This is a genomic window from Pseudomonas sp. NPDC090592 (genome assembly GCF_044769185.1).
Taxonomy (GTDB): Bacteria; Pseudomonadota; Gammaproteobacteria; order Pseudomonadales; family Pseudomonadaceae; genus Aquipseudomonas.
The window spans coordinates 1-25455 of the sequence record NZ_JBIVXJ010000007.1 but is presented as its reverse complement, the minus strand read 5'-3'; the positions used below and the strand labels follow the sequence as shown (position 1 = coordinate 25455).

The 25455-nt window shown below is 63.8% G+C and carries 21 protein-coding genes; 6 read left to right on the top strand and 15 right to left on the bottom strand.

Translation table 11 applies throughout. The features are described from left to right. Window positions 1-2: 2 nt before the first annotated feature. The 4 genes from ACIQUI_RS07785 to ACIQUI_RS07770 all read right to left on the bottom strand — a co-directional run bounded on the left by ACIQUI_RS07785 (window position 3) and on the right by ACIQUI_RS07770 (window position 4964). Window positions 3-800: a helix-turn-helix transcriptional regulator gene (locus tag ACIQUI_RS07785; RefSeq protein WP_403196750.1), complete on the bottom strand. Its 798-nt coding sequence runs from the start codon at window positions 798-800 to the stop codon at window positions 3-5. Window positions 801-917: 117 nt separating this feature from the next. Next, the gene (eutH, locus tag ACIQUI_RS07780) at window positions 918-2150 is read right to left on the bottom strand and encodes an ethanolamine utilization protein EutH (protein ID WP_403196748.1); all 1233 of its coding nucleotides are present in this window, start codon (window positions 2148-2150) and stop codon (window positions 918-920) included. A 288-nt stretch (window positions 2151-2438) separates the two neighbouring features. Next, on the bottom strand, window positions 2439-3845 hold the full coding sequence (locus tag ACIQUI_RS07775) for an amino acid permease (protein ID WP_403196745.1): 1407 nt from the start codon (window positions 3843-3845) through the stop codon (window positions 2439-2441). An 87-nt stretch (window positions 3846-3932) separates the two neighbouring features. Beyond that, window positions 3933-4964 carry a histone deacetylase family protein gene (locus ACIQUI_RS07770; RefSeq protein ID WP_403196742.1) on the bottom strand — a complete coding sequence of 344 codons (1032 nt, stop codon included), beginning with the start codon at window positions 4962-4964 and terminating at the stop codon, window positions 3933-3935. A 123-nt stretch (window positions 4965-5087) separates the two neighbouring features. On the opposite strand from ACIQUI_RS07770, the gene ACIQUI_RS07765 reads away from it, so the two are divergent. After that, window positions 5088-5570 (top strand): Lrp/AsnC family transcriptional regulator, encoded by a 483-nt coding sequence (locus ACIQUI_RS07765; RefSeq protein WP_403196739.1) that lies wholly within the window; start codon window positions 5088-5090, stop codon window positions 5568-5570. 181 nt (window positions 5571-5751) lie between these two features. Here the strand turns inward: ACIQUI_RS07765 and ACIQUI_RS07760 are convergent, their stop codons facing one another. Continuing rightward, window positions 5752-6663 (bottom strand): LysR substrate-binding domain-containing protein, encoded by a 912-nt coding sequence (locus tag ACIQUI_RS07760; protein WP_403196736.1) that lies wholly within the window; start codon window positions 6661-6663, stop codon window positions 5752-5754. Between the two features lie 98 nt (window positions 6664-6761). On the opposite strand from ACIQUI_RS07760, the gene ACIQUI_RS07755 reads away from it, so the two are divergent. The 5 genes from ACIQUI_RS07755 to ACIQUI_RS07735 all read left to right on the top strand — a co-directional run bounded on the left by ACIQUI_RS07755 (window position 6762) and on the right by ACIQUI_RS07735 (window position 12401). Next, window positions 6762-7853: a tartrate dehydrogenase gene (locus ACIQUI_RS07755; RefSeq protein ID WP_403196733.1), complete on the top strand. Its 1092-nt coding sequence runs from the start codon at window positions 6762-6764 to the stop codon at window positions 7851-7853. 92 nt (window positions 7854-7945) lie between these two features. Continuing rightward, the gene (locus ACIQUI_RS07750; RefSeq protein WP_403197134.1) at window positions 7946-8830 is read left to right on the top strand and encodes a BCCT family transporter; all 885 of its coding nucleotides are present in this window, start codon (window positions 7946-7948) and stop codon (window positions 8828-8830) included. 120 nt (window positions 8831-8950) lie between these two features. Then, the gene (locus ACIQUI_RS07745; protein ID WP_403196731.1) at window positions 8951-10072 is read left to right on the top strand and encodes an aromatic ring-hydroxylating dioxygenase subunit alpha; all 1122 of its coding nucleotides are present in this window, start codon (window positions 8951-8953) and stop codon (window positions 10070-10072) included. A 78-nt stretch (window positions 10073-10150) separates the two neighbouring features. Continuing rightward, complete coding sequence (locus ACIQUI_RS07740; protein ID WP_403196728.1) at window positions 10151-11122, top strand: PDR/VanB family oxidoreductase; 972 nt, start codon at window positions 10151-10153, stop codon at window positions 11120-11122. Between the two features lie 199 nt (window positions 11123-11321). Further along, entirely contained in the window at window positions 11322-12401 is a 1080-nt protein-coding gene (locus ACIQUI_RS07735; RefSeq protein ID WP_403196726.1) for a PAS domain-containing protein, read from the top strand. A 133-nt stretch (window positions 12402-12534) separates the two neighbouring features. On the opposite strand, the gene ACIQUI_RS07730 is transcribed toward ACIQUI_RS07735, so the two are convergent. The 10 genes from ACIQUI_RS07730 to ACIQUI_RS07685 all read right to left on the bottom strand — a co-directional run bounded on the left by ACIQUI_RS07730 (window position 12535) and on the right by ACIQUI_RS07685 (window position 25203). After that, the gene (locus ACIQUI_RS07730) at window positions 12535-13368 is read right to left on the bottom strand and encodes a helix-turn-helix transcriptional regulator (RefSeq protein WP_403196724.1); all 834 of its coding nucleotides are present in this window, start codon (window positions 13366-13368) and stop codon (window positions 12535-12537) included. 53 nt (window positions 13369-13421) lie between these two features. Then, on the bottom strand, window positions 13422-14834 hold the full coding sequence (locus ACIQUI_RS07725) for an aminotransferase (RefSeq protein WP_403196721.1): 1413 nt from the start codon (window positions 14832-14834) through the stop codon (window positions 13422-13424). A 34-nt stretch (window positions 14835-14868) separates the two neighbouring features. Further along, window positions 14869-15972, bottom strand: a complete 1104-nt coding sequence (locus tag ACIQUI_RS07720) for a polyamine ABC transporter substrate-binding protein (protein ID WP_403196719.1) — start codon at window positions 15970-15972, stop codon at window positions 14869-14871. Between the two features lie 296 nt (window positions 15973-16268). Continuing rightward, a complete protein-coding gene (locus ACIQUI_RS07715) occupies window positions 16269-16970 on the bottom strand; it encodes an NAD(P)H-dependent oxidoreductase (RefSeq protein ID WP_403196716.1) in 702 nt (233 codons plus the stop codon). Between the two features lie 43 nt (window positions 16971-17013). After that, window positions 17014-18192: a pyridoxal phosphate-dependent aminotransferase gene (locus ACIQUI_RS07710; protein WP_403196713.1), complete on the bottom strand. Its 1179-nt coding sequence runs from the start codon at window positions 18190-18192 to the stop codon at window positions 17014-17016. A gap of 24 nt (window positions 18193-18216) precedes the next feature. Then, complete coding sequence (gene alr, locus ACIQUI_RS07705) at window positions 18217-19446, bottom strand: alanine racemase (RefSeq protein ID WP_403196710.1); 1230 nt, start codon at window positions 19444-19446, stop codon at window positions 18217-18219. Between the two features lie 34 nt (window positions 19447-19480). Then, window positions 19481-21088 carry a 5-guanidino-2-oxopentanoate decarboxylase gene (locus ACIQUI_RS07700; protein WP_403196707.1) on the bottom strand — a complete coding sequence of 536 codons (1608 nt, stop codon included), beginning with the start codon at window positions 21086-21088 and terminating at the stop codon, window positions 19481-19483. Further along, window positions 21081-23198, bottom strand: a complete 2118-nt coding sequence (locus ACIQUI_RS07695; protein ID WP_403196704.1) for an acetate--CoA ligase family protein — start codon at window positions 23196-23198, stop codon at window positions 21081-21083. Before ACIQUI_RS07695 ends, ACIQUI_RS07700 begins: the two co-directional genes overlap by 8 nt. A gap of 17 nt (window positions 23199-23215) precedes the next feature. Continuing rightward, complete coding sequence (locus tag ACIQUI_RS07690; RefSeq protein ID WP_403196701.1) at window positions 23216-24376, bottom strand: acyl-CoA dehydrogenase family protein; 1161 nt, start codon at window positions 24374-24376, stop codon at window positions 23216-23218. A 32-nt stretch (window positions 24377-24408) separates the two neighbouring features. Next, window positions 24409-25203 (bottom strand): enoyl-CoA hydratase/isomerase family protein, encoded by a 795-nt coding sequence (locus ACIQUI_RS07685; protein ID WP_403196698.1) that lies wholly within the window; start codon window positions 25201-25203, stop codon window positions 24409-24411. Window positions 25204-25455: the final 252 nt, after the last annotated feature.

Here is a 25455-nt window from a genome sequence, read left to right as displayed (position 1 = left end):
CATCAGGCCTTGGCCAGGTAGTCGATAAACAGCCGAAACAACTCGGCGTTGGTGGAAATTTCCAGGCGCTGGTAGATGTTGTGCTTGTGCACCTTCACCGTCCCATCGGAAATATTCAGCTGCCGCGCAATCGACGCATTGCTGTGCCCCTGCAACAGCAACTTGGCGATCAGGCGCTGGGTCTCGGTCAACTGCCCTTGCAGGATCTCGACAAACGCATCCTCCAACACCGCCCCCTCCGGCGCCGCACGCAGGCAGTCGGCATAGCGCAACCGGCAATGCTGGCCGAACACCGAAGCCAGCAAAGGCGCCATGCCCGCCAGCAGGTCCATGTGCGCAGCACAAAAATCACCACTGCTGTGGTTACGCATCAGCGAATAAACGATCGCCACCTGCGGCTGCAAGGGGATGATGAAGCCCACCTCCTCCACCGCCGTGCCATAGTCGGACGACACGCAAGGGTGGATGTCCCTGGAAATGGCAAAGCCTGAAGAGAAGAAGCAGTCCGGTGCCAGTTCGCTCATGCGCCATAGCCCGGCCGGGTGTTCGTTGACGCAGGCAACGTAAAAAGGGTCAAGCAGGTACCCGCCCCGCACGTAGGCATTCAGGGTGCGCTGGGTTACCGAATGGTTGTAGCCGTTGTGCACCAGCAATGCCGGCTGGTTGAAACGGAACAGGTAAGCGCAACTCATCTCGAACGCCAGCTTGCTGCGCAGCAACGCATCCAGCGCCGGCCCCAACTGTTCGCTGCCGATCGCCTCGATCACCGCCGCCAGCCCATTTGCCTCATCTCTTGTCATTGTTCACCACGCTCTCGTGCACGCAAGTGCTTGTGCGACCATACCGGCTTGATTGGCAAAAAACACAAAATCCGGGGCGCCCTGGACGCTCCGGATCATGTGCATGGCGTTTTTGGCTCAGGACGCTTCGGGCACTACCTTGAAGGCGCCTGCGGCGTCATCCTGGCGCCCCATTTCCTGCGCCTTGGGCACCGCCAGGCAACTGGCCAGCAGCATGGCGATCAGGCCACCACTGAGTTTGCCGATCATCAGCGGCAGGATCAGCGAGGGCTGGAAGTTGGCCGAGAAAGCCATGTGGTCGCCAAAGGTGAAGGCGGCGCACACCGAGAAGGCAATCACCAGCACCTTGTCCTTGGGCGGCATTTCGCTGACCAGCCTGAACATGGCCAGGATGTTCGCCGAGGCTGCCAGCACCCCGGCAGCGCCCACACCGGACATGCCAAAACGCGAGGCCACCCGCTCGATGGGCCGCGCCAGGAAGCGCTTGAGCAAGTGCACCATGGGGAACGCTCCGCACAGCATCAGGCCGATGTAGCCGGCAATTTCCAGGGCGCGGAACTGGTCATCGGCATCGGCAATGATCGGCGCGAAGCCCCAACTGCCGAACAAGTGGCTGAACAGGCCGGTGAAGTACTGCACGATCGACGCCACCAGTACCAGCACCACGGCGATGTACATGAACTGGCCGAGCTTGAGGAACAGGTACACCATCAGCGTGGGGAAGTAGCGCAATGCCGCCGCCAGGGCGATGCAGAACAGGATCAGCGGCATCAGGTTGCGCAGCAACATCGCCCAGGTGAAGTTCAGTGCCTGGGTTGCCGCGCCGGTGGTGGCGATGTCGGGGCGCACGTTCAGGCCCAGGGCCTGCATGGCCATGGCGATGATCATGATGCTGACCGGGATGGTCAGCAGCCCGGCCATGATCCCCAGGGCCATGTACTTGTGGTCGACCTTGCGCAACATGGCCAGCCCCACCGGGATGACAAAGATGATTGTGGCGCCGCATTGAAAGCCGGTGATCAGGCCGAGGATCCAGCCTTCGGGGCTTTGCGCCAGGGCCTTTGCCAGCTGGTAGCCGCCCATGTCCGAGGCGATGAAGATGGGGCCGGCGATGCCCGGGTCGGCGCCGATGGCCTGGAACAGCGGGGCAATCACGTGGCTGATGCCCGCAGAGATATACGGGATTGCCGCCATGATGCCGGCCACAGGGATGAAGATGGGGCCGATGCTGTGCAGGCCGGCGATGAACTCCTGGCCCAGTTCGCCCTCGGGGTTGTAGATGGATGCCACGGCACCCAGTACCGCGCACACCATGATGACGTAGATGACATAGGTACCGATGCTTTCCATTTGCCGCCTCATTTTTAGAGTTGTGGGGTTGGCAGGACTGAAAGGTCACGGGGGCATCGTTGTTGTTATGGCGTATGCAAGGCGCGCCCCGTCGAGGGGTTAAGCTATGCGGCAAGGTGATGGGCTGTCCATATACCGGGAGGTATATAAGGTTGTCAGCCTGACACAGCCCCTGTGGGAGCGGGCATGCCCGCGAAGCAGGCGACTCGGTACATGACACCGGCTGCGCCGGTGTTCGCGGCGGTTCGACGCCTCGACGAGCCCGCTCCCACAAGGTATGTGATCGGCTCAGGAGTGTGCTTTAGTGCGCCGGCGGTAGGCCAGCAGCAGGAACACGAACCACAACGGCATCACACACAGCGCCAGCCGGGTATCCGGTTGCAGCGCCAGCAGCACCAGCACAAAGCCGAGGAAGCCCAGGGTTGTGACGGCCATCACCACCCCACCCGGCAACTTGAACTGCGAGGCCTGGTGAGCACCCGGGTTGCGCTTGCGGTAGGCCAGGTACGCAGCAAGAATCATCGACCAGGTAAAGATCACCAGGATCGCCGACACCGTCGAGATCAGCGTGAATACCGCCATCACCTCGGGAATGATGAACAGCAGGCTCAACCCGACCACCATGCATACCCCGGAAAACAGCAGGCTGTGCACCGGCACGCTGAGTGCCGAAAGCCTGGCAAACAGGGCCGGTGCATTGCGCCGCTCAGCCAGGCCGAACAGCATCCGGCAGCCCGAATAAACGCCACTGTTGGCAGAAGACGCAGCCGACGTCAGCACCACGAAGTTGATCATGCCGGCCGCTGCCGGAAAGCCCGCCAGCAAGAACAGTTCGACAAAGGGGCTGCGGTTGGCCGGCACCTCGGCCCATGACACCACGCTGATGATGCACACCAGCGCCAGGATGTAGAACAGCAGGATGCGCAGCGGGATGGTATTGATCGCCTTGGGCAGCGAGCGATGCGGGTTTTTCGCTTCCGCTGCGGTGGTGCCGATCAGCTCGGTACCGGCAAACGAGAACACGGCAATCTGGAACCCGGCAAAGAAACCACTGATGCCATGTGGCAGCACCGCACCCGGCGCGACCACGTGGGCCAGCGAGGCGACCACGCCATTGGGCGAGGTATAGGACGTGGCGATCATCACCGCCGCCGTAATGATCAACAGCACGATGGCCACGATCTTGATGATGCCGAACCAGAACTCCACCTCGCCAAATATCCGCACCGCCAGCATGTTCAGCCCCAACAGCGCGAACAGGGTGAAGAACGCCGGCACCCAGGCTGGTGTGTCCGGGTACCAGTACTGAAAGAACCCGGCCACCACGACCACGTCGCCGACCACCGCCACGCTCCAGCTCAGCCAGTACGACCAGCTCAGCACAAAGCCTGCACGCGGGCCCAGGTAATGGGCGACGATGTCGGCAAACGACTTGAAGCGCAGGTCTGACAACAACAGCTCGCCCATGGCGCGCATGACGACGAACACGAAGAACCCGAGGATGGCGTACACCAGAAGGATCGAGGTGCCGGACAGCGCAATCACCTTGCCCGAGCCCATGAACAGGCCCGTGCCGATGGCGCCGCCAATGGAAATCAGCTGGATGTGGCGGTTTTCCAGCGTGCGTTGCAGGTGCCCGTCACGGGCGGGCGTTACGTGTTTGCCTTGCTCAAGGCTTGCGGGCGTGTCTTGCATGGCGACCTCTTGTTATTGTTGGTCTGTCACGTGTTGCAGCGCGGTGGCAAGGCCTGCTACAGGCCTCGCCACTGCGGGTTGCGCGGGTCAGCGCGCACTTTCGAAGCCTTGCAGCGTGTTCACCGCATTGATACCGATCTCGTCGACCATGTAGCCGCCTTCCATCACGAACAGGGTGGGGATGCCGGCGCTGGCGATCTCGGCGCCCATGCGCAGGAAGTCTTCGCTGGTGAGCTTGAAGTGGCTGATCGGGTCATCTTCGAAGGTGTCCACGCCAAGCGACACCACCAGGAACTCGGGCTTGTGCGCGACGATGCGCTTGAGCGCGTCGTGCAAGGCCAGCTGGTACTCGGCCCAGCGTGTGCCCTTGCCCATCGGGTAGTTGGCGTTGAAACCCTCGCCCGCGCCTGCGCCCTGCTCATGGGCATAGCCGGAAAAGTACGGGTAGGACACGTGAGGGTCGCCATGCAGCGAGGCGAAGAACACATCGGGCCGGTCGTAGAAGATGTTCTGCGTGCCGTTGCCGTGGTGGAAGTCCACATCCAGCACGGCCACGCGCCTGGCGCCCTGGCTCAGGCAGCGCTCGGCAGCGATGGCGGCGTTGTTCAGGTAGCAATAGCCGCCCATGTATTCGCGGGCGGCATGGTGCCCCGGCGGGCGGCACAGGGCGAAGGCACTGTTGGCACCGTCGATGATGCGCTGCATGCCGGTGAGGGCAACGTTGGCGCTGCTGCGCACGGCTTCCCAGGTGCCAGCAGTAATCGGCGCGCCGGCGTCCATGGCGTAGAACCCCAGCTTGCCGTCGATGAAGCCGGGTTCCCGGTCGATGGCCAGGTCGCGCACTGGCCACACCAGTGGCAGTGCGTCGTGGGTCTTGCCGGTGGCGGCCCATTGCGACCAGGCGTTTTCCAGGAAGGTGACGTAGCGCTCACTGTGCGCCGCCACGTAGCAGGCGCGGTCGAACGCCTGCTCGGCGATGACATCGCCCAGGCCGGTGCTGCGTACACGGGCCAGCACGGTGTCGGCGCGCCGGGGGTTTTCGAACGATGGCGTGATAGCGCCATCCTTGAGTTCCGAGCCATGGTGCAAGCGGTGGTTGTTGCTAAAGACTGTCAGCACGCGAATGTCCTTTTTCAAGGGGTTACCGGATAACCAATTTTCGCGAGAGAACGGTGAAAATGCTTTGCTTTATGCTCGGTCAAACCGGAAGCTTGAGCAAAACAATCACAGGATTGGCCAGCCATGAGCAAAGCTTTTGCTATCGAAGAACTGGACGACACCGACCGCGAACTGCTGCGCCTTTTGCAGGGGGACGGCACCCTGTCGAGCGCTGCGCTGGGCGAGCGCCTGTCGATGACCGTGACGCCGTGCTGGCGCAGGCGTAAACGGCTGGAAGAGCTGGGCATCATAAAGGACTACCAGGCCAACCTCGACCGCCGCAAGCTGGGGTACGACGTGATGGCGTTTGCCCAGGTGCGCTTTGGCAACCACTCGGCCGAGGCGCCGGATGAGTTCGAGCAGGTGATCCTGAAGCTGCCGCAGGTGCTGTCCTGCCACAAGGTGACCGGTGAGGCTGACTATGTGCTGACGGTGCTGGCGACTGACCTGGAGAGTTATGGGCGGTTTGTCGAAGAGGTGTTGCGCAGGCAGCCCGGGATCGCCTCGATCCAGTCGAGCCTGGCGTTGCGCGAGGTGAAGGCGGTGTCGCGGATACCTGTGGCCTGAAGTTTTACTCGGTCAGCTTTTGACTTTTGTGGGAGCGGCCTTGTGTCGCGAAAGGGTCGCGAAGCGGCCCCAGGATTTCAGCCTGCAGCCGATATTGCTGGGGCTGCTTCGCAGCCCTTTCGCGACACAAGGCCGCTCCCACACAAAATCAAAAGCAGACCGCGCATGATTTAGGCCCGACCTACCCCGGCAAGCTGTAACGCTCAGCAAAGTACTGCCGGAAAAAGTCCACCGCCACCCGCACCTTGGCCGAGCTGGCCAGCGGCGAGGTGTACACCGCCCAGATATCCGCCGGCTGGTGATAGGCCTCCAGCACCTGCACCAGGCGCCCGTCTTGCAGGCTGTCGTGCACATCCCACCACGAACGCAACAAAATCCCGCGCCCGTCCAGGCACCACTGGTGCGCCACTTCGCCATGGTTGGTCGACAGGCCACCGGTCACGCGCACGCTCTCTTCACCGTCAGGCCCCATCAACTGCCACACACCAAACGGGTGGTCGCGCTCCTTGATCACCAGGCAATCATGGCTGGCCAGGTCGCCCAGCACCTTGGGCGTGCCGCGTCGGGCCAGATACGCCGGGGCCGCGCACAACACACGGCGGTTGCGCGCCAGCGGCTTGGCGATCAGGTTGGGGGCGATGGCGTTGCCCACGCGAATGTCCAGGTCCACGCCCTCGGCAATCAGGTCCACCAGGCGGTCGTGCACATCCAGGCGAATGTCCAGCCGCGGGTAGCGCTCGGCCAGCTCGGACAACGCCGGCGCCACGAAGCGCCGGCCCAGGCCCAGGCTGCTGGCGATGCGCAGCTGGCCGGCAGGTTCGCGGTGCTGGGCGCTGATGTCATCGCCCATGCGCTGCACCGCATCGAAAATCTGCAAGGCCCACTGATACACCCGCTCGCCCTCCTCGCTCACCGTCACCCGCCGGGTGGTGCGGTGCAGCAGGCGCACCTCGAGGGTTTGCTCAAGCATGCGAATGCGCTTGCTGATGTACGCCGCCGACATGCCCAACTCGTCGGCCACGGCCGCGAAGCTGGCGCGCTTGGCCACTTGCAGGAAGATATTGAGGTCGTCGAGGCTGGGCAGATTATTCACGTAGCGTGTTCCAAGAATCCATGATTGGCCAGATTATCTCCAGTCCAAGCCCTTATAGCATGGCTAGCACCTGTTCCCTAGACAACGAGTGCACCCCCATGAGCAAGACGTTCAGAATCGCGGCAATCCCAGGCGACGGCATCGGCAACGAAGTGCTGCCAGAAGGCATCCGCGTGGTCGAGGCCGCTGCGCGCAAGCATGGCCTGGACATCAGCTTCGAGTTCTTCGAGTGGGCCAGCTGCGACTACTACCTGGCCCACGGCAAGATGATGCCGGACGACTGGTTCGAACAGCTCAAGGACTTTGACGCCCTGTACTTTGGTGCCGTGGGCTGGCCAGACAAGGTGCCGGACCACATCTCGCTGTGGGGTTCGCTGCTCAAGTTCCGCCGCGATTTCGACCAGTACGTGAACATTCGTCCGGTGCGCCTGTTCCCTGGCGTACCGTGCCCGCTGGCCGGCCGTGAACCCGGCGACATCGACTTCGTGGTGATCCGCGAAAACACCGAGGGCGAGTACTCGTCGCTGGGCGGGCGCATGTTCGAAGGCACGGAGAACGAGTTCGTGCTGCAGGAATCGGTGTTCACCCGCCGTGGCGTCGACCGCATTCTGAAGTACGCCTTCGAAGTGGCCCAGACCCGCAAGCGCAAGCACGTCACCTCGGCCACCAAGTCCAACGGCATGGCCGTGAGCATGCCGTACTGGGACGAGCGCACCGCAGCCATGGCTGCCAATTATCCGGAAATCAACTGGGACAAGCAGCACATTGATATCCTCTGCGCCCGCTTCGTGCTGCAGCCAGACCGCTTCGACGTGGTGGTGGCCTCGAACCTGTTCGGCGACATCCTGTCCGACCTCGGCCCGGCCTGCGCCGGCACCATCGGCATTGCGCCATCGGCCAACCTCAACCCCGAGCGCAAGTTCCCGTCGCTGTTCGAACCCGTACACGGATCGGCGCCAGACATCTACGGCAAGAACATCGCCAACCCGATCGCGATGATCTGGTCGGGTGCACTGATGCTCGACTTCCTCGGCAACGACGGCGCCGACCCACGTTACCGCGCCGCCCATGACGACATCCTCAAAGCGATCGAGCAGGTCATCGCCGCCGGCGAGGTGACCCGCGACATGGGCGGGCAGCAGTCCACCCAGCAGGTGGGCAAGGCCATCACTGCGCTGGTCGAAGCCTGATGCACAGGGGCCGATTGTCAGAACTGTCTGACAATCGGCCCCTTGCCTCTTGCGAGCGGCGTGGATTGTATGCAAAATCTGTTAACCATTAGATATTTGTTAATCAACGGTTAACAACCATCGATGGCGGCCTGCAGCGCCTGAGCAAGATGGTATGCATCGGCGCGCTGGTGTTTGCCGCCGTGGTGCTGCTGATCGGCCCTACCCAGTTCACCATCAACAACACTGCCAACTCGATTGGCCTGATGATGCAGAACTACGTGCACATGAGCCTGTTCACCGACCCGGCCGGCGACGGTGCCTTTACCCGCAACTGGACGGTGTTCTACTGGCTGTGGTGGGTGTCGTACGCACCGGGCGTGGCCATGTTCGTGACCCGCGTTTCACGTGGCCGGCAGATCAAGGAAGTGGTCCTGGCCCTGCTGCTGGGTGGCAGTTTCGGTTGCTGGTTCTTCTTTGGTGCGCTGGAAAGCTACAGCATGCACCAGTTCATCACCGGTGCGGTGGATGTGCCGAAAATGCTCGCCGAACAAGGCGGCGAATCGGCCGTGACACACCTGCTGCTGGCATTGCCGTGGGGCCAGGTGTTCCTGGGTGTGTACCTGTTCATCATGGCCATCTTCTGCGCTTCGCACATGGATGCCGCCGCCTACGCGGTGGCGGCCACCAGCACCCGCAACCTGCGTGAAGGCGACGACCCGACGCCAACCCACCGCCTGTTCTGGTGCGTGGTGCTGACCTTGGTGCCGCTGGCCATGCTGTTCGCCAAGGCCTCGCTGTCGACCATGAAAACGGCCGTGGTGCTGACCGCGATCCCGTTCATGGTGATCCTGCTGGTGAAGATCTACGGCTTCATCAAGTGGATGATCGCTGACTACGGCCAGGTACCGGCCCACATCATCGAGGAAGAGGCTGCACGCATGGCCGGCGAAGAACCCGCCGAGCATGCACCTCGCAGCGCCGCTGCCGTGCATTGATCAAGTCAAACGGGCCGCACTGCGGCCCCTTTGAAAGGCTGCAAATTTTTTTGCCTGACCTGTTAACCAGTAGATACGCGTTAACCAACAACTATAAACCGAGCTTGTGAGAGACCTGTCATGAACGACTTCAAACGCCTGCCCGCCGATTTCTGCGCGAATGCCGAAGAGGCCTTCACCATCCCCGCCAACTTCTACACCCAGGTCTCGGTGTTCGAACATGAGAAAGAAGCCATCTTCGCCCGCAGCTGGATCTGCGTGGGCCACCGCAGCGAAGTGGCAGACAACAACGCCTACATCACCCGCGAAGTGATTGGCGAAAGCATCATCGTCGTGCGCAGCCGTGACAGCGTGCTGCGCGCCTTCTACAACGTCTGCCCGCACCGTGGCCACCAGCTGCTTAGCGGCAGCGGCAAGGCCAAGAACGTCATCACCTGCCCGTACCACGCCTGGACCTTCAAGCTCGACGGCGAGCTGGCCCACGCCCGCAACTGCGATAACGTGGTCAACTTCGACAAGGAAAACTCCACCCTGGTGCAGCTGCGCGTCGAGGAATACGCCGGTTTCATCTTCATCAACATGGACATGGACGCCGGCTCCGTCGAAGACCAGCTGCCTGGCATGCAGGCACGCATGCGTGAAGCCTGCGCGGTAATCGACGACCTGCACCTGGCGGCACGCTTCGTCAGCGACACCCCGGCCAACTGGAAGTCGATCGTCGACAACTACCTGGAGTGCTACCACTGCGCACCTGCCCACCCAGGCTTCTCGGACTCGGTGGACGTTGGCCAGTACAGCCACAGCATGCACGGCAACTGGACCCTGCAATACGGCCTGGCCAAGCCATCGGAGCAGTCGTTCAAGTTCGATGAAAGCGTGAAAGACCCGTCGTTCGCCGGCTTCTGGGCCTGGCCGTGCACCATGTTCAACGTGCCGCCAGGGGCCAACTTCATGACCGTGATCTACGAGTTCCCGGTCGATGCCGAAACCACCCTGCAGCACTACGACATCTACTTCCTCAACAAGGACATCACCGAAGAGCAGCAGAAGCTGATCGACTGGTACCGCGAAGTGTTCCGCCCAGAAGACCTGCGCCTGGTCGAAAGCGTGCAGAAGGGCTTGAAATCCCGTGGCTACCGTGGCCAGGGCCGCATCATGGCCGACCGCGAGCGCAGCGGCATGAGCGAGCACGGCATTGCCCACTTCCATAACCTGATCGCCGTGGCCCACCTCGACGATTGATGGCAACCGCTCCACGTTAATGTGCACGTAAAGGTGCGCGGCAGGGCCTGCCGCGCGCCCAGGCAGTCGAGGTGAACCATGGCCAACACTTATGAAATGTTCAGCGTCCGCGTAACCGACGTGGAACACGCCACGCCGCTGATCAAGCGCTTTACCCTGGCCCGCGAAGACGGTGAGGCGATGCCTGCCTTCACCGGTGGCAGCCACGTCATCGTGCAGATGCAAAGCGCCGACGGCAGCCAGTACAGCAACGCCTACTCGCTGATGAGCGACCCGCGCGACACCCGCAGCTACCAGATTGGCGTGCGCCTGGAAGAGCAATCCAAGGGCGGCTCGGCATTCATGCACCAGCAGGTGCAGGTGGGCACGCGCCTGACCATTTCTTCGCCCAACAACCTGTTTGCCCTGGACCCTGCGGCCGGCCGCCATGTGCTGATTGCCGGCGGTATCGGCATTACCCCGTTCCTGGCGCAACTACATGAACTGGAAGGTGGCAGCACCGACTACGAGCTGCACTATGCCTTCCGCGCACCGGAGCACGGCGCGTTCCAGGACCAGTTGGCCAACGGCCCGCATTCCGCCAATACCCGTTTCTACATCGACAGCCTCGACCGCAAGCTAGACCTCGCCGCCTTGTGCGCCGGGCTGGATGAGCAAGCACACCTGTACGTGTGCGGCCCCAAGCCGCTGATCGATGCGGTCATCGCCTGCGCCGCCAAGGCCGGCATTGCCGAGCACCGCGTGCATTGGGAACAGTTTGCCGCCACGCCGGTCACCGGCAGTGCCTTTACCGTTGTGCTGGCGCAGTCAGGTGTGGAGTTGCAGGTGGAAGAAGGCATGACCATCCTGCAGGCCATCGAGAAATCCAAGGCCGCCAAGGTCGAGTGCCTGTGCCGCGAAGGGGTTTGCGGTACGTGCGAGACGGCCATTCTTGAGGGCGAAGCCGAGCATTACGACCAGTACCTGAGCGATGAAGAAAAGGCGGCGCAACAGAGCATCATGCTGTGCGTCTCCCGCGCCCGCACCGCGCGGCTGGTGCTGGACCTGTAAGTATTGAAGGTGTGCACGGGCTTCTGTGGGAGCGGGCGTGCCCGCGAACACGGGCGAAGCCCGTGCCATCCACCGCGGCGCCTGCTTCGCGGGCAAGCCCGCTCCCACAGGTATTGCGCCCCTCACCCCTAACGTCAACCCAAAGTTGACAAGTTGCGTATACTGGCAGGTTCTTGGCCCAGATCAGGACACCCTGCCGATGTTGGAAAACAGCTTTGCCTTCCGCCTCAAGGAACTGCTCGAGCATCACAAGCTGACCCTGCAAGCCGTGGGCACGGCCCTGGGCATTTCGCGCACCGCCGTGCACAAGTGGACCCGTGGCGGCGAGATCGACTACGACAACCTGCGCAAGCTGGCCGACTTTCTCAAGGTCAACTGGATCTGGCTGCGCTATGGCGACGAGGCGTTGCAGAACATCCAGCAACCGCAGGTGGTCGAGCTGCCGATGACCGACCTGCGCCGGCGCCTGACCGCCGAGATCATGGAAAGCGAAACGCGCATGAAGCTGGCCCAGGAAGGCGCACGCATCGTCACCTGGGAATGGAACCTGATCAGCGACGAAGTCACCTATTCGCCCAACGTCGAGCAGGTGTACGGCTGGCCGGTTCACCACAACGAAGACTTCTGGAAGCACCTGCCGGCCGAAGATGTGGCGCGCATGCAGGCGATGTATGCCGAGACGGTGCAAAGCGGCACCAGTTGCGAATGTGATTTTCGCCTCACCCGCCCTGACGGTACGTTGTGCTGGATTTCGTCCCGCGCCACGGTGGTACGCGACAGTGCCGGGCGCTCGGTGAAAATGGTCGGCATCAGCATGGACAACACCGAACGCCAGGTGGCGCAGCAGGCGCTGAGGCAAAGCGAAGAGCGCTTTCGGGCGATTTTCGAGCTGGCCTGGGGCGCCCTCGCCTACATCGACCCGAACGGCACCTGGCAACGGGTCAACAGCAGCCTGTGCGACATGCTGGGCTACTGCGCCGAAGAGCTCTATGCCACGACCTTCCAGCACATCACCCACCCCGACGACCTGCCGTTGAACATGCAGCTGCTGCAACGCATGCTGGCCGGCGAAACCGAACGTTACGAAGTGGAAAAGCGCGTGCGCCACAAGAATGGCCAGTACATCTGGGTGCGCGCGCGCACATCGCTGCAGCGCCACGACAATGGTGAGCCGGAGCACCTGATCAGCGTGTTCGAAGACATCAGTGCCGAGCGCCAGGAACACGAGCGGCTGCAGGCGCACATCGCCGCACTGGAGGCTCGCCTGGCCGCTTCGTGACCTACCCGGAATTTCAGACTTGACGCGATCCCTGTGGGAGCGGGCATGCCCGCGAAACAGGCACCGCGATGGATGGCACGGGCTACGCCCGTGTTCGCGGGCACGCCCGCTCCCACAGGGACCGCGATAACTTCTAGATTTTCAGCTGATCACCCCGCAACCAGTCGATAAACCGCGCAAACAACTCCGACTGCGAGTTGATCTCCAGCTTCAGGTACAGGTTCTTGCGGTGCATGCGCACCGTCTCCGGCGAGATACCCAGCTCCAGCGCAGTGGACTTCACCGAGTGCCCGCGCAGGATCATGTGTGCCACCTCGCGCTCACGGTCGGTCAGCACCTGGCAGCCAAAGCTGTCGAACGCCGCTTGCAGGCCGCCGCGCTCGGCCGTTGCAGTGCCGGGCTCCAGGTTGTGCCGGGCATAGCGCCCCAGCAGTTCACGCACCATCGGCTCCAGCGCCCGCAGCAGGTCGACCTGCCCGGCGTTCAGCGAAGTGCCACTGCAACCCTGGAACAGGCTCAACGACAACTTGCGGCCCGCACTGAGGTCGACGATGTAGTAGCTGTCTTCGCTGCAACCGGTAGCCAGGTAGTAAGCCTTGTAGTAGTCACTGTCGAAGAAGTTGTCGGGGGCGATTTCCTGAAGGTGGTAAAAGCCCTCGGCCAGGCCGCCTTGCACAGCCAGGCAGAACGGGTCGAGCAGGTAGCCTGCGCTGAAGTAGCGTTCCAGCACGGCGGCCCGGTGCAGTTCGGGAATGCCTTGCTGGTATAGCAGCTGCGGCGCCCGCCCCTGGCACTCCAGGCTGATCATCATCGATTCCACCTGCACCAGCTGGCCGATGGCAGCGGCAACATACGCCAGCGCTTCGGGGGTTTCGCTATTGGCCAGTGCACGCTGCAACGCTGCATGCCATTGCTGCAGCGCGCCCATGGTGAGGGTAAGCGGAGTATCGGAAGTGGCCTGGGTCATGCCCGGCAGTCTAGCCTGCCGGGCATGCCCTCGCACAGCCCTTTGCGCCAGGTTCATCGGCCCTGGTACAGGCCAAGCGCGGTCAGTTCCCGCGCGGTTTCGATGATGCACTGGCGCAGGGTCTCGACGATCTCGTCCACCTGCGCATGGGTAACGATCAACGGCGGCGACATTACGTTCAGGTGCATGATCGGGCGCACCAGCAGCCCTTTTGCCTGGGCCTTGCTGTGGATGCGTTCGCCAATGTTCACCTCGTCCGGGAACAGTGCCTTGCTGGCCTTGTCGGCCACAAACTCGACACAGGCCATCAGCTTCATGCAGCGCACATCCCCCACCAGCGGCAGCTCGCGCAGGCTTTGCAGGCGCTGCTCCAGGTAGCCGCCAACGTCCTTTACGTGATCCAGCAAGCGCTCGCGCTCGATGATTTCGATGTTCTTCAGCGCCGCCGTGCAGCACACCGGGTGGCCGCTGTAGGTAAAACCATGGGTAAAGCAGCGGCCCTTGCCCGGCTCGGCAATCACCTGCCAGATACGCTCGGAGAAGATGCACGCCCCCAGCGGCAGGTAGGCCGAGGTCAGGCCCTTGGCGGTGGTGATGATGTCGGGGGTAACGCCAAACAGTTCCTCGCTGGCGAAGAACGTGCCAAGGCGCCCGAACGAGGTCACCACTTCATCGGCGACGAACAGGATGTCGTAGGTCTGGCACAGCTGCCACATGCGCTGGAAGTAGCCCTTGGGCGGAATGATCACCCCGCCCGAACCCATGATCGGCTCGGCGAAGAACGCCGCCACGTTGTCGGCGCCCAGCGACAGGATCTTGTCCTCGAACTCGGCCACCAGAAAGTCGAGGAACTCGGCCTCGTCCATGTCATGCGGGGCGCGGTACGGGTTGGGGTTGGAGACGTGGTGGATCAGGTCGTGGTGGTAGTCGAACTCCGGCACCCGGTCGGCGGCCTTGTTGCCAATCGACATGGTCAGCGTGGTGGAGCCGTGATAGGCGTTGTAGCGGGCGATGATGTGTTTCTTGTGCGGCTTGCCGCGGCAGTTCTGATAGTACTGGATCAGCCGGTAGGCGGTGTCGACAGCGGTCGAGCCGCCGGTGGTGAGGAACACATGGTCCAGGTCGCCCGGAGCCAGCTGCGCAAGCTTCTGGCACAGCTCGATGGCCACGTCGTTGGCCATGTCGGAGAACGGGTTGGAATACGCCAGCTGCCTTACCTGGTCGGCAATGGCCAGGGCCATCTCCTCGCGGCCCAGGCCGATGTTGGTGCACCACATGCCGCCGACGGCATCGAGAAAGCGGTTGCCGTGGGTGTCACGGATATAAGCGCCTTCGCCGGCGACAATGTTCAGCGCACCTTGCTCGCGGTGCTCGTCGAACACATGGTAACCGTGCATGTAGTGGGCCTTGTCGGCTTCCACCAGTGGGTCGTGGGCAGTGGCGAATGCTTTGCTTGGGGTAGCCATGGGCAGCTCCTTGGCGGGAATCGTTGGGCAGTGTTTAGAAACCGGTCTTGACCGTGCTCCAGACCCGGGTAATGGCGCGCATGTCTTTCGGGCTCTGGGTTTTCTGCGCGAACAGGCGCTCACGGGTTTTTGCGTCGGGGTAGATGGCCGGGTCCTGGCGGATGTCGTCACTCACCAGGGCGGTGGCGGCGGCGTTGCTGTTGGCGTAGTGGATGTAGTCGGTGACCTTGGCCATGGTCGGCGGCTGCAGCAGGAACTCGATGAAGCGATGGGCGTTGGCCGCGTGCGGAGCATCCCTGGGGATGTACAGGTTGTCGAACCAGATCAGCGAACCTTCCTGGGGGATGAAGAACGACAGCTCGATGTCCTTCTTCGCCTCCACTGCACGGGCCTGGGCGGTGGCGTAGTCGCCGGACCAGGTCAGGGCCAGGCAGACATCGCCGTTGGGCAGGCTGGTGAGGTAGTTGACCGAGTCGAACTTGCGAATGTAGGGGCGGATGCCCAGCAGCAGTTTTTCGGCGGCCTTGAGGTCGGCTGCGGAGGCGCTGCGCGGGTCTTTGCCCAGGTACTGCAGGGCCAGCGGGATGACCTCGGTGGGGGCGTCCATCAGGGTGACGCCGCAATCGGCAAAGCGCGAGACGATCTTGGGGTCGAACAGCATGGCCAACGAACCGATGGGGGCGTCGGGCATGCGTGCGGTGATCTTGTCGACGTTGTAGGTGACCCCCGAGCTACCCCAGGTGTAGGGCGCCGAGTACTTCAGGCCTGGGTCGTAGCCTTGCAGGTTGTCGACGACTTGCTGGTCGAGGTTGTGCCAGCTGGGCAGTTGCTGCTTGTCCAGCGCCTGGAACACCCCGGCGCTGATCAGCGGCGGCACCAAGGATGCGTTGAGCATGACCAGGTCGTAGCCGGAGCGGCCAGTGAGCAGTTTGGTCTGCACCGTTTCGTAGCCATCGAAGGTGTCGTAGATGACCTTGATGCCGGTGGCCTTCTCGAAGTCGGCCAAGGTGGTTTCGCCGATGTAGTCGGTCCAGTTGTACAACCGCAGCGTATTACCGCTGTCCACCTCTGCCGCCTGGGCCAGGCTTACGCCCGACGCCAGCAGCAGGCCACCCATCACCTTCAGTACCTTGCGCATGGCAACTCCATCGTGTGAATGCTCCGGTTCGAGCCGATGGGTTCACTATCGGGGGATTTGCCGAGGGCGGACATACCCCGAATGTGTGGGTGGTCGTTTTCAGACACTGTCTGCATGTTTTCAAGGACCACGCGGTCCCATAGAACTGCGCATAACTTACTGATTCAGCGAGGACCCTGTGGGAGCGGGCATGCCCGCGAACACCGGCGCAGCCGGTGCCATGCACCGCGTTGGATTCTTCGCGGGCACGCCCGCTCCCACAGGGTACGCGGAGCGCCCAGCATCAGTTGTTCGGCTCAGGGGAGTGGGTAAAGCGCCTCATCGAACTGCGCCAGCTTTGGAAACACCAATGGCTGGTCATCGCTGAGCTGCTCCAGCCGCTGCCGGTACTGCTGCAGGAAGCCCTGCCGCGCCTCATCGCTGATATATGGCACATGCCAGGCCACGAACGGCGCCAGTACGTCAAAGCCGACATAGGCCAGGGTGCCACGCAAGATCGGCCGCAACATATCCTCCAGCGGCCCATGAATCGCCCCCTCGCCAAACATGTGCTCGCGCCCGCCCAGGGTCACGGTCACCAACGCCCGCTTGCCCGCCAGGCCGCCCTGGTCGTAGAAGCGCTTGCCGCCATAGCACACCCCCGACACCAGCACCCGGTCGATCCAGCCCTTGAGCATGGCCGGTGCCGAGAACCAGAAGATCGGGAAGTTAAGCACCAGCAGGTCAGCCCACAGCAGCTTGTCCAGCTCCTGCTGGATGTCCCCGGCAATGGCACCGCGCTTTACCCCTTGGCGTTGCTCCAGCGCATACACCAGGTACTGCGGGTTTTCACGCTGGGTGAAGTCTTCAGCACTGGCCACCGGGTTCCAGCCCATGGCGTACAGGTCGCTCACCTGCACCTGGTGGCCCTGGGCGCGGAAGGTTTCCACAGCCTGGTCGCGCAGCGCGGCGGTAAACGATTGTGGCTCGGGGTGAGCGTGGACGATCAGTACATTCACTCGTGTTCTCCTTGCACTAAACAGGTTGTTGAGCCGCTGTGGCCTAGCCTTGCATCAATTCGCCGGCACAGCAGGCGATGCGCTGGCAGGCATCGACCAGCGCATCGTGGCCCAGCACCAGGCCCAGGCGGATATGCCCGGCGGCGCTGGGGCCAAAGGCTTCGCCGGCGAGTACCGAGACGCCCTGGCTTTCCAGCAGGCGGTCGGCGAAGGCCTGGGCGCTAAGGCCGGTTTCGCGGATATCGACCATCACGAACATGCCACCATCGGGTTTCAGCGCCTTGAGGCCCGGGCAGCCGGCCAGCTGCTCGCACACCAGGTCACGGCGCTGGCGGTAGGCCTCGCGCATGGCATCCAGTTCAGGCAACTGCTGCTCCAGCGCCACCACGGCAGCGTCCTGGATGAAGTCCGGCGAGCCGTACAGCATGCACAGGGCAAGGTTTTCCAGGTGGGTTGCCAACTCCGCCGAGCCGACCACCCAGCCCATCCGCCAGCCGGTCATGGCGTGCGACTTCGACAGGCTGTTGAGGGTGGCCGTGCGCTCGGCCATGCCCGGCAGGCTGGCGGGGCTTACATGTTCGCCTTCGTACAGCAACTCGCTGTACACCTCATCCGAGATCAGCCACAGGTCATGGGCAATGCACAGTTCGGCCAAGGCCTCCCAGGTGGCGCGAGGCAGGCTCGCCCCAGAGGGGTTGTGCGGGCTGTTCAAGGCCAGGGCGCGGGTACGCGGGGTAATGCGCGCCGCTACATCACGCGGGCACACACGGAAGCCGTTTCCCGGCTTGACCGGCACCGGCACCACCTTGGCACCACAGGCACCGAACACCGCCTCATAGGTCACGTACATGGGCTCGGCAACGAGCACCTCGTCACCGGGGTCCAGCACACACTGGGCGACGCAGTACAGCGCACACTGGGCGCCAGCCAGCACCGTCACCTGGTCGGCGGTGACGGCCTGACCACTGCGCTGGCGGTGGCGGTTGGCAATGGCCTGGCGCAGGGCCAGCTTGCCGCGCACATCGGCGTAATGGGTGTGGCCCGCGCGCAGGCTGTCGATGGCCGCCTCGACGATCGGCGCAGGCGTGTCGAAATCCGGGTCACCTACCGACAGCAACAGGATGTCCTTGCCCTCGGCCTGCAGCGCCAGGGCGCGGTAGTGGATGTCCCAGGCCGCAGCCCCGTCGCCGGCGATGCGTTGGGTGAGCTTGGCGTAGCGCATGGCAATCTCCCTTCAATGGCGGTTTCAGTCGACGAGGATCTTCGGGTTGGAACTGCCCCACACGGTGTACAAGTCGGCGAGCAACGCGCCGTTGATGTCTTCCATCTCGGCCTGGGTGATTTCGGCCCCGGCCTGCATGCCGAACAGCACCACTTCGTTGCCACCCTTCACGTCAGGGAAGTCGGTGACATCCACCATCAGCGTGTTCATCGACACCTTGCCCACCACCGGCACGCGGTGGCCGTTGATCAACACATGGCCCTTGTTGGTGAACACCCGGCGATAGCCGTCGGAATAGCCGACCGTGATATTGGCCAGGCGCGAATCACGGGCCAGGGTGAAGGTGCGGTCATAGCCGACGGTGTTGCCGGCCGGGTAGCTGTGCACCGCCGCCACGTGCGATTTGAACTGCATGGCACGTTTGTACTCGGTGCGCTCCGGCACAGTGTCACCAAACAGCGCGCCACCGGTGCGCACCATGTCCAGGCGTGCCTCCGGCACCTCCAGGGTGGCGAACGAGTTGGCGGCATGCAGGGTGAGCTTGCTGCGGTCGAGCTTGGCGTGCTTGATCAGCCAGTCGGTCTGTTCGTTGAATGCCGCCAGGCCCTTGCGTACATCGTCCTTGTCTTCCACGGCGAAGTGAGTCATCAGCGCGACCAGCTTGAGGTGCTTCAGGTCAGTGATCTGCAACGCTTCGCCACGGCCGGACCAGGTGGCCATTTCAACCCCGTTGCGGCTCATGCCGCTGGAGTTGAGCGCCATATGGATCCGCAAGGTCTTGCCATGGCGTGCGGCAATGGCATCAACCTGGCGGGCGAAGTCGGCGCTGCCGACCAGCTCTTCCATGTCGTACTGCAAGGCATCTTCCAGCTCGCTCAGGCTGGCTAGGCGTACCCGCACCAGTTGCCCGGTAAAGCCGCTGGCACGAACCACTCTAGCCTCCTCGTTGCTGGCCACCGCCACGCAAGGCACGCCCTGGGCGATGATCGACGGCATTACCAGGCCAATGCCGTGGCCATAGGCATCGGCCTTGAGCACCGCGCACAGCCTGGACTTGCCGGCCAGTTCGGCCTGCAAGGTACGGATGTTGTGTTGCAGCGCGCTGGCGCTGACTTCGACCCAGGCGTTGCTGTTTTGCGCGGTCAGGGCGTTGGTGCCGTTGTCCATCGACAGTGGCGGCGCGGCATACAGCGGGGCTTGACCGGTGATCAGCAGGGCCAGGGATGCGGCCAGAAGTGTACGGCGAAATGGCATGTTGGTTTCTCTTGTTCTTGTCGTTGTGCGCGCTTTAACAGACGCAGGTGTGTTTGAGTTCGATAAAGGTCACGCCGGGTGTGGCAAAACCGTTGGCCAGGTCGGCCTGCAAGGCGTCCAGATCACGCGGCTGGCGCACTGCGCAACCAAAGGCACGGGCCAGGCCGATGAAGTCCGGGTTGCGCGGCAGCACGCCGACCGGCTCGATGTCCAGGTCGAGCATGTCGTCACGGATCTGGCCGAGGGCGTCGTTGTTCCACAGCAGCACCACCAAAGGCCGGTCCAGCTCTTCTACGGCCGTGGCGAGTTCCTGAGCGGTATAAAGGAAACCTCCGTCGCCCACCAGTACCAGGCCGGGGCGGTGGTCGGTGGCGAGCATGCCGCCAATGCCGGCCGGCAAGCCGTAGCCGAGGGTGCCGTAGCCGGTGGGGTGCAGCCAGCTGCGCGGCGCCCGGCTGGCGAAGGCATAGTTGCCGGTGTAGGCCAGCTGGGTCATGTCGCTGCTGATGAACGCATCGTCGGGCAGCACGGCGGCAATGCGGTCAAGAATGGCCTGGTGCGTGGCCTGCAAGGGCGCGTGCCCATTGCGGATGGCCTGACGCAGCTTGGCCACCGCTTCACTGGCCTGGGCCGGGTCGCGGTCGAGCTCCGGCAAGTGATCGAGCAAGCCGGCCACGGTTTGCCGGGCATCGCCGTGCAGGGCAATGGCACAAGGGTAGAAGTCGTTGAACTTGCGCGGGTCGATGTCCACGCGCAACAGCTCGCCAGTGATCGGCAGGCGCTCGCGCCAGAAGTCGGTGTCGGCCATTTCGGTGCCCACGGCCAGCACCACATCGGCCTGGCTGATCAGCTGCCAGCCAGGTTCCACGCACAGGCTTGAACCGGCATTCAGTGGCGCGTCCGGCGGCAGCAGGCCCTTGCCAGCCACGCTGGTGAACAGCGGTGCCGCCAGCCGGGTGCTCAAGCGGGCCAGTTGCTCGGCCGCATGCAGCGCCCCACCTCCGGCAATGATCATCGGTCGCTTGGCTGCTGCCAGCTTGAGGGCCGCCTGGTCGAGGGTTTCGCGGCACGGCTGGCCACGCCCGGGGCGGCGCACCACGTCATCGCTCCAGTCGCGGCTCACCGGCGCGGCCAGCACGTCCAGTGGTACCGAGATATGCACCGGGCGCGGCCGTTCGCTGTCGAACACGGCCCAGGCGCGGGCAACCAGCTGGGGCAGGTCTTCGCCGCGCAGGGCCACCGCAGAAAACGCCGTGATCGGCGCAGTCATGGCGCGTTGGTCCTGGGTTTCGTGCAGGCAACCCCAGCCCTTGCCCAGGCTGGCGGTGTGGTTGACGCTGGAAATCACCAGCATCGGCACCGAGTCGGCATAGGCCTGGCCGATGGCGGTGGCGGCGTTGGTCACCCCGGGGCCGGTGATGACGAAGCACACCCCGGGCTTGCCGCTGACCCGGGCATAGCCATCGGCCATGAAGCCGGCGCCCTGCTCGTGCCGGGTCAGCACATGGCGAATACCACTGCCCGGCAGGCCGCGGTACAGCTCCAGGGTGTGCACCCCGGGGATACCGAACACCGTCTCTACGCCATAGTTGGCCAACAGGCGCACCAGCGCCTGGCCGGCAGTCAGGGTCAGGTCATTCATGTCGTTCTCCTTGCGCCTGGCCGAGGCGGATCAGCGCATCGACCGCAGTGGTGCCGTGGGCACCGACCATCAATGGGTTCACATCCAGCTCCAGCAGTTGCGCGGCGTTTTCACAGGCATAGTCGGCCACTGCGCGGATGGCTGCGACCAAGGCGTCGAGGTCGGCGGCCGGGCGGCCGCGGAAGCCCTGCAGCAGGCTGGCACTGCGCAGGTTCAGCAATGCAGCACGAATGGCGCTGTCGGTGGTGGGCAGCAACAGGCTGACGCTGTCCTTGAGCAGTTCCACCAGCACGCCACCGGCGCCAATCACCAGGGCCAGGGCGAAGTCCTGTTCACGCTTGATGCCGACGATCAGTTCAGCCAGCGGCGGCTCAGCCATGGGTTCGAGCAGCACCTGTTCGAACGCTACTTGCGGGGCGTAGGCCGCGATGCGCTGGCGCATCTGCACCAGTGCAACTTCCAGGGCGGCGGCATCGCCCAGGTTCAGCGCCACCGCGCCCGCTTCGGTCTTGTGCGGCAGCTGTGCGCTGACGGCCTTGAGCACCAGCGGGTAACCCACGCGAGCGGCGTCTGCCACGGCGCGCTCGGGCGTGCTCAGCACCCCTGCCGGGACCGGCAGGCCAAACGCGCGCAGGGCCTGCTTGGATTGCCATTCGTCCAGCAGCCGGCTCTCGCCGCCAAGGGCCTGCGGGCACAGCGGTACCCTTGCGGCCTCGCCCTGCCCCAACAACCTTTGCCGGTTACGTTGGTAGGCGACGATTCGGCCCCAGGCCGCCAGGCCGTCCTCGACGCCCTGCAAAGCAGCAATGCCGCGTGAATGCAGGCGCTCACGTGCGCTGGCGGGTAACAGTTCCGGGAAGGCCGAGGTCACGAAGCCGATTTTGCCGTGGCGCTCCAGCGCATCGCAGTACAGCGCCAGCAGCAGGTCGCACTCCTTGCGTTCGCCAGTAAATTGCGCCGGGTAGTCGAGCACCAGCATGGCCGCGTCGGCAGCGCCGCTGAGCGTGCTGTCGAGCATGCGTTGCAGCGCGGCTTCATCGCCCCAGATGGCGGTGGTGAAATCCAGCGGGTTGACCAGGTTGGCATAGGCCGGCAGCACGTCGGCCAATTGCGCCACCTGCGCCTGTTCCAGCTTGGGCAGGTTCAACTGGTTGCGCTCGGCATAGTCGGCAATCAGGCCGGCATCCCCCCCTGAACAGGCCAATGCAATCAGCTCGCCGTCGGCCGGCAAGCGCCCGCAAGCGGCGGCCTTGAGCGTTTCGACAAAGCTCACCGGACCACTGACGCGGATCACCCCCAGGCGCTGGAACAGGCTGTCGTACAAGGCATCGGAACCGGACAACGAGCTGGTGTGGCTAAGCGCCAGTTCCGCACCGATCTGCGACACGCCTGTCTTCAGGGCAATGATCGGCGTGCCCTGCTGCAGCGCCTTGTAGGCGGCGCGGGCAAAGCCCGGCACGTTCTTCAGGCCTTCCAGGTGCAGGCCGATGGCCGTGACCCGAGGATCGTCGAGCAGAACGTCCATCAGTTCGGCCACGCCCAGTTGCGCCTGGTTGCCGACAGAGGCCATGTAGGCCACCGGCAGCGAGCGGTCGCTCATGGACAGGTTGTAGGCGAAGTTGCCGCTCTGGGTGAGGATTGCCACGCCCTTCTCCACCTGTTTACCGCCATGGGCCACTGGCCACAGGGCGGCGCCATGCAGGTAATCGAGCAGGCCGTAGCAGTTGGGGCCGAGCAAGGCCATGTCGCCAGCAGCTTCAAGCAGGCGCTGCTGCAACTGTCGGCCCTCCTCACCGCTTTCGGCAAAGCCGGAGGCATAGCAGATGGCACCACCGGCACCACGTGCGGCCAACTCGGCCACACACTGCAAGGTCAGCTCACGGTTGGTGGCGATGAACACCGCGTCCGGTGCATAAGGCAAGTCCGCTACCTGCGCCACACAGGGGATGCCTTCGAGGCTTTCATGCTGCGGGTTGACCAGCCACAGCTCGCCGCCAAAGCCCCCTTCGGCGCAGCGCCTGAGCGCCCGCGCCATGCTGCGCCCGCCAACGAAGGCCAGGTGCCGGGGCGCCAGCAGGCGCTTGAGGTTGTCACGAATCGAATGCGACATGGGTGTTCTCCTGGCGCTTAACGCAGCAGCGGGCGCAGCAGTTCGCGGGCGATGATGTGCCGCTGGATTTCCGAGGTGCCTTCCCAGATGCGCTCAATGCGCGCGTTACGCCAGATGCGCTCCACCGGGCCTTCGTCCATCAGGCCCATGCCGCCAAAAATCTGTACGGCTTCGTCGGCGACCTTGCCCAGCGTTTCGCTGGCAAACAGCTTGGCCATGCCGGCCTCGCCATCGGTCATGCTGCCCTGGTCCATCTTCCAGGCGGTGTGCAGGGTGAGCATTTCAGCGGCACGAATCTGCGTGGCCATGTCGGCCAGCTTGAACGACACACCCTGGTAGCTGCCGATTGCCTGGCCAAACTGCTTGCGGTCAGCGGCCCATTGCAGCGACAGGTCGAGGGCGCGCTGGGCCTGGCCCACGCAGTTGGCGGCGACCATCACCCGGCCGGCGGTGAGCCAGGCGTTGGCCACCTCCCAACCTTTGTCGACTTCACCCAGCACCTTGCAGGCCGGCACCCGGCAGTCGTCGAAGAACAGTTCGTAGGTGTGGTAGCCGCGGTTGCTCACGCACTTGGGGCCACGGCGGATGGTCATGCCCGGCGTGCCACGGTCCACCAGGAAGGCTGTGACGGCGTTGCGCTTGCGCCCGTTGTGCTCGTAGGTGTCGGTGACGGCGAAGACGATGGCGAAGTCGGCATGCCCGGCATGGCTGATGAAGTGCTTGCTGCCGTTGATGACAAAGTCGTCGCCCTGGCGCACGGCGCGTGTCTTGATGGCATTGGCATCAGAGCCGGCGCCCGGCTCGGTCAGGGCGAAGCAGTCGGTTTTCTCACCCTGCACGCAGGGCAGCAGGTAGTCGTTGATCTGCTCATCCTTGCAGGCCATGAGAATTTTCGAAGGCCGGGCAACGAACACGTGCAGCGCCCAGGACACCTTGGACAGCTCGCGTTCGATCAGCGCCTGGGACAGGTAGTCCAGGCCACCACCGCCGACTTCCTCGGGCATGTTGAAGGCGTAGAACCCGGCGGCGATGGCCTTGCCGCGGATCTGCGCGGCAAGCTCGGGCGACACGGCATCAGCGCGGTCCACCGCTTCTTCATGGGGCAGCAGCTCCCTGGCAACAAAGCTGCGTACCGCTTCCACCAACATTTCTTGTTCTTGGGTCAGTTGGAAATTCATCTGCGAAGGTCCTGGTCAGGGTCGGTATCGGGTTACTGGCCGGTGAAACGGGGGGCGCGGCGCTCAACCGAGGCTTGCAGCGCCTCGGCGCCATCCTGGCTGCGGCCGCACAGCAGGCCGGCGTGGCGTTCGGCCTCCAGCTGTTCGGCCAGCTCGCGCCGGGCGCCGTCGCGGATCAACCGCTTGGTTTGCGCGTAGGCGAAGGTCGGGCCGTTGGCGAGGCGCCCGGCCAGCTCGGCGGTTACAGCCGGCAGTTGTTCGTCAGGGCACACTTCGCTGACCAGCCCGGCTGCCAGGGCGCGTTCGGCGCCCCACAGTTCATCGAGGAACAACAGGCGCTTGGCCTGTTCGCTGCCGATCAGCCGCGGCAAGTGCCAGCTGGCGCCGGCATCGGGGCTGTAGCCCATGCTGGTGTAACCAGCCTTGAAGCGCGCCGAGGCGGCGGCGATGCGCAGGTCGCAGCACAAGCTGAGGTCCATGCCACCGCCCACGGCGGTGCCGTTGATGGCGGCGATGGTCGGTTTGTCCAGGCTGTGCAGGCGCAGCATCAGGGCGTGGGCGGTTTCGGTCCAGCCGTAGGTTTCCAGGGTGCCTGCGGCTTCGGCGGCGGCCCACTCGGCCAGGTCGGCACCGGCGCAAAAGCTGCGGCCACTGCCGGTCAGCACCACCACGCGTACGGCCGGGTCGCCGTTGTGGTTGTCGAGTAAGGCGTGCAACTGCCTGAGGGTGGGAATGTCCAGCGCGTTGCGCTGCTCGGGGCGGTTGAGGGTGATCCAGGCAACGCCGGCTTCGACCTTGCTCAACAGTGACGATGACGGGGTGGTCATGGGGGGCCTCGGTGTTGTTGTGATGATTTTGAGAGGGCTTGATGAGGGAGATACTAAACGAGTGTTCAGTAAGGCGGGATGGGTTGTTACAACTTCGCACAACTCGGTTTCTGGTGTTACACCGATGGTTTTCGTCGTGGCATTTTTGTTGCCTGTGAGATCGAGCGCCGCCCGCGCGGCGCTTCGCGGGGCAAGCCCGCTCCCACATTTGTTGCAACGTGGCCATGCCTGTGGAAGCGGCGTTGCCCGCCT

Bases quoted from the DNA above. Each gene is read 5' to 3' on its own strand.
- ACIQUI_RS07695 (WP_403196704.1), bottom strand. From the start codon at position 23,198: ATGTCGCATTCGATTCGTGACAACCTCAAGCGCCTGCTGGCGCCCCGG.
- ACIQUI_RS07740 (WP_403196728.1), top strand. From the start codon at position 10,151: ATGGCCAACACTTATGAAATGTTCAGCGTCCGCGTAACCGACGTGGAA.
- ACIQUI_RS07745 (WP_403196731.1), top strand. From the start codon at position 8,951: ATGAACGACTTCAAACGCCTGCCCGCCGATTTCTGCGCGAATGCCGAA.
- ACIQUI_RS07730 (WP_403196724.1), bottom strand. From the start codon at position 13,368: ATGACCCAGGCCACTTCCGATACTCCGCTTACCCTCACCATGGGCGCG.
- ACIQUI_RS07685 (WP_403196698.1), bottom strand. From the start codon at position 25,203: ATGACCACCCCGTCATCGTCACTGTTGAGCAAGGTCGAAGCCGGCGTT.
- ACIQUI_RS07755 (WP_403196733.1), top strand. From the start codon at position 6,762: ATGAGCAAGACGTTCAGAATCGCGGCAATCCCAGGCGACGGCATCGGC.
- ACIQUI_RS07735 (WP_403196726.1), top strand. From the start codon at position 11,322: ATGTTGGAAAACAGCTTTGCCTTCCGCCTCAAGGAACTGCTCGAGCAT.
- alr (WP_403196710.1), bottom strand. From the start codon at position 19,446: ATGCCATTTCGCCGTACACTTCTGGCCGCATCCCTGGCCCTGCTGATC.
- ACIQUI_RS07775 (WP_403196745.1), bottom strand. From the start codon at position 3,845: ATGCAAGACACGCCCGCAAGCCTTGAGCAAGGCAAACACGTAACGCCC.
- ACIQUI_RS07785 (WP_403196750.1), bottom strand. From the start codon at position 800: ATGACAAGAGATGAGGCAAATGGGCTGGCGGCGGTGATCGAGGCGATC.
- eutH (WP_403196748.1), bottom strand. From the start codon at position 2,150: ATGGAAAGCATCGGTACCTATGTCATCTACGTCATCATGGTGTGCGCG.
- ACIQUI_RS07725 (WP_403196721.1), bottom strand. From the start codon at position 14,834: ATGGCTACCCCAAGCAAAGCATTCGCCACTGCCCACGACCCACTGGTG.
- ACIQUI_RS07710 (WP_403196713.1), bottom strand. From the start codon at position 18,192: ATGCGCTACGCCAAGCTCACCCAACGCATCGCCGGCGACGGGGCTGCG.
- ACIQUI_RS07765 (WP_403196739.1), top strand. From the start codon at position 5,088: ATGAGCAAAGCTTTTGCTATCGAAGAACTGGACGACACCGACCGCGAA.
- ACIQUI_RS07720 (WP_403196719.1), bottom strand. From the start codon at position 15,972: ATGCGCAAGGTACTGAAGGTGATGGGTGGCCTGCTGCTGGCGTCGGGC.
- ACIQUI_RS07690 (WP_403196701.1), bottom strand. From the start codon at position 24,376: ATGAATTTCCAACTGACCCAAGAACAAGAAATGTTGGTGGAAGCGGTA.
- ACIQUI_RS07700 (WP_403196707.1), bottom strand. From the start codon at position 21,088: ATGAATGACCTGACCCTGACTGCCGGCCAGGCGCTGGTGCGCCTGTTG.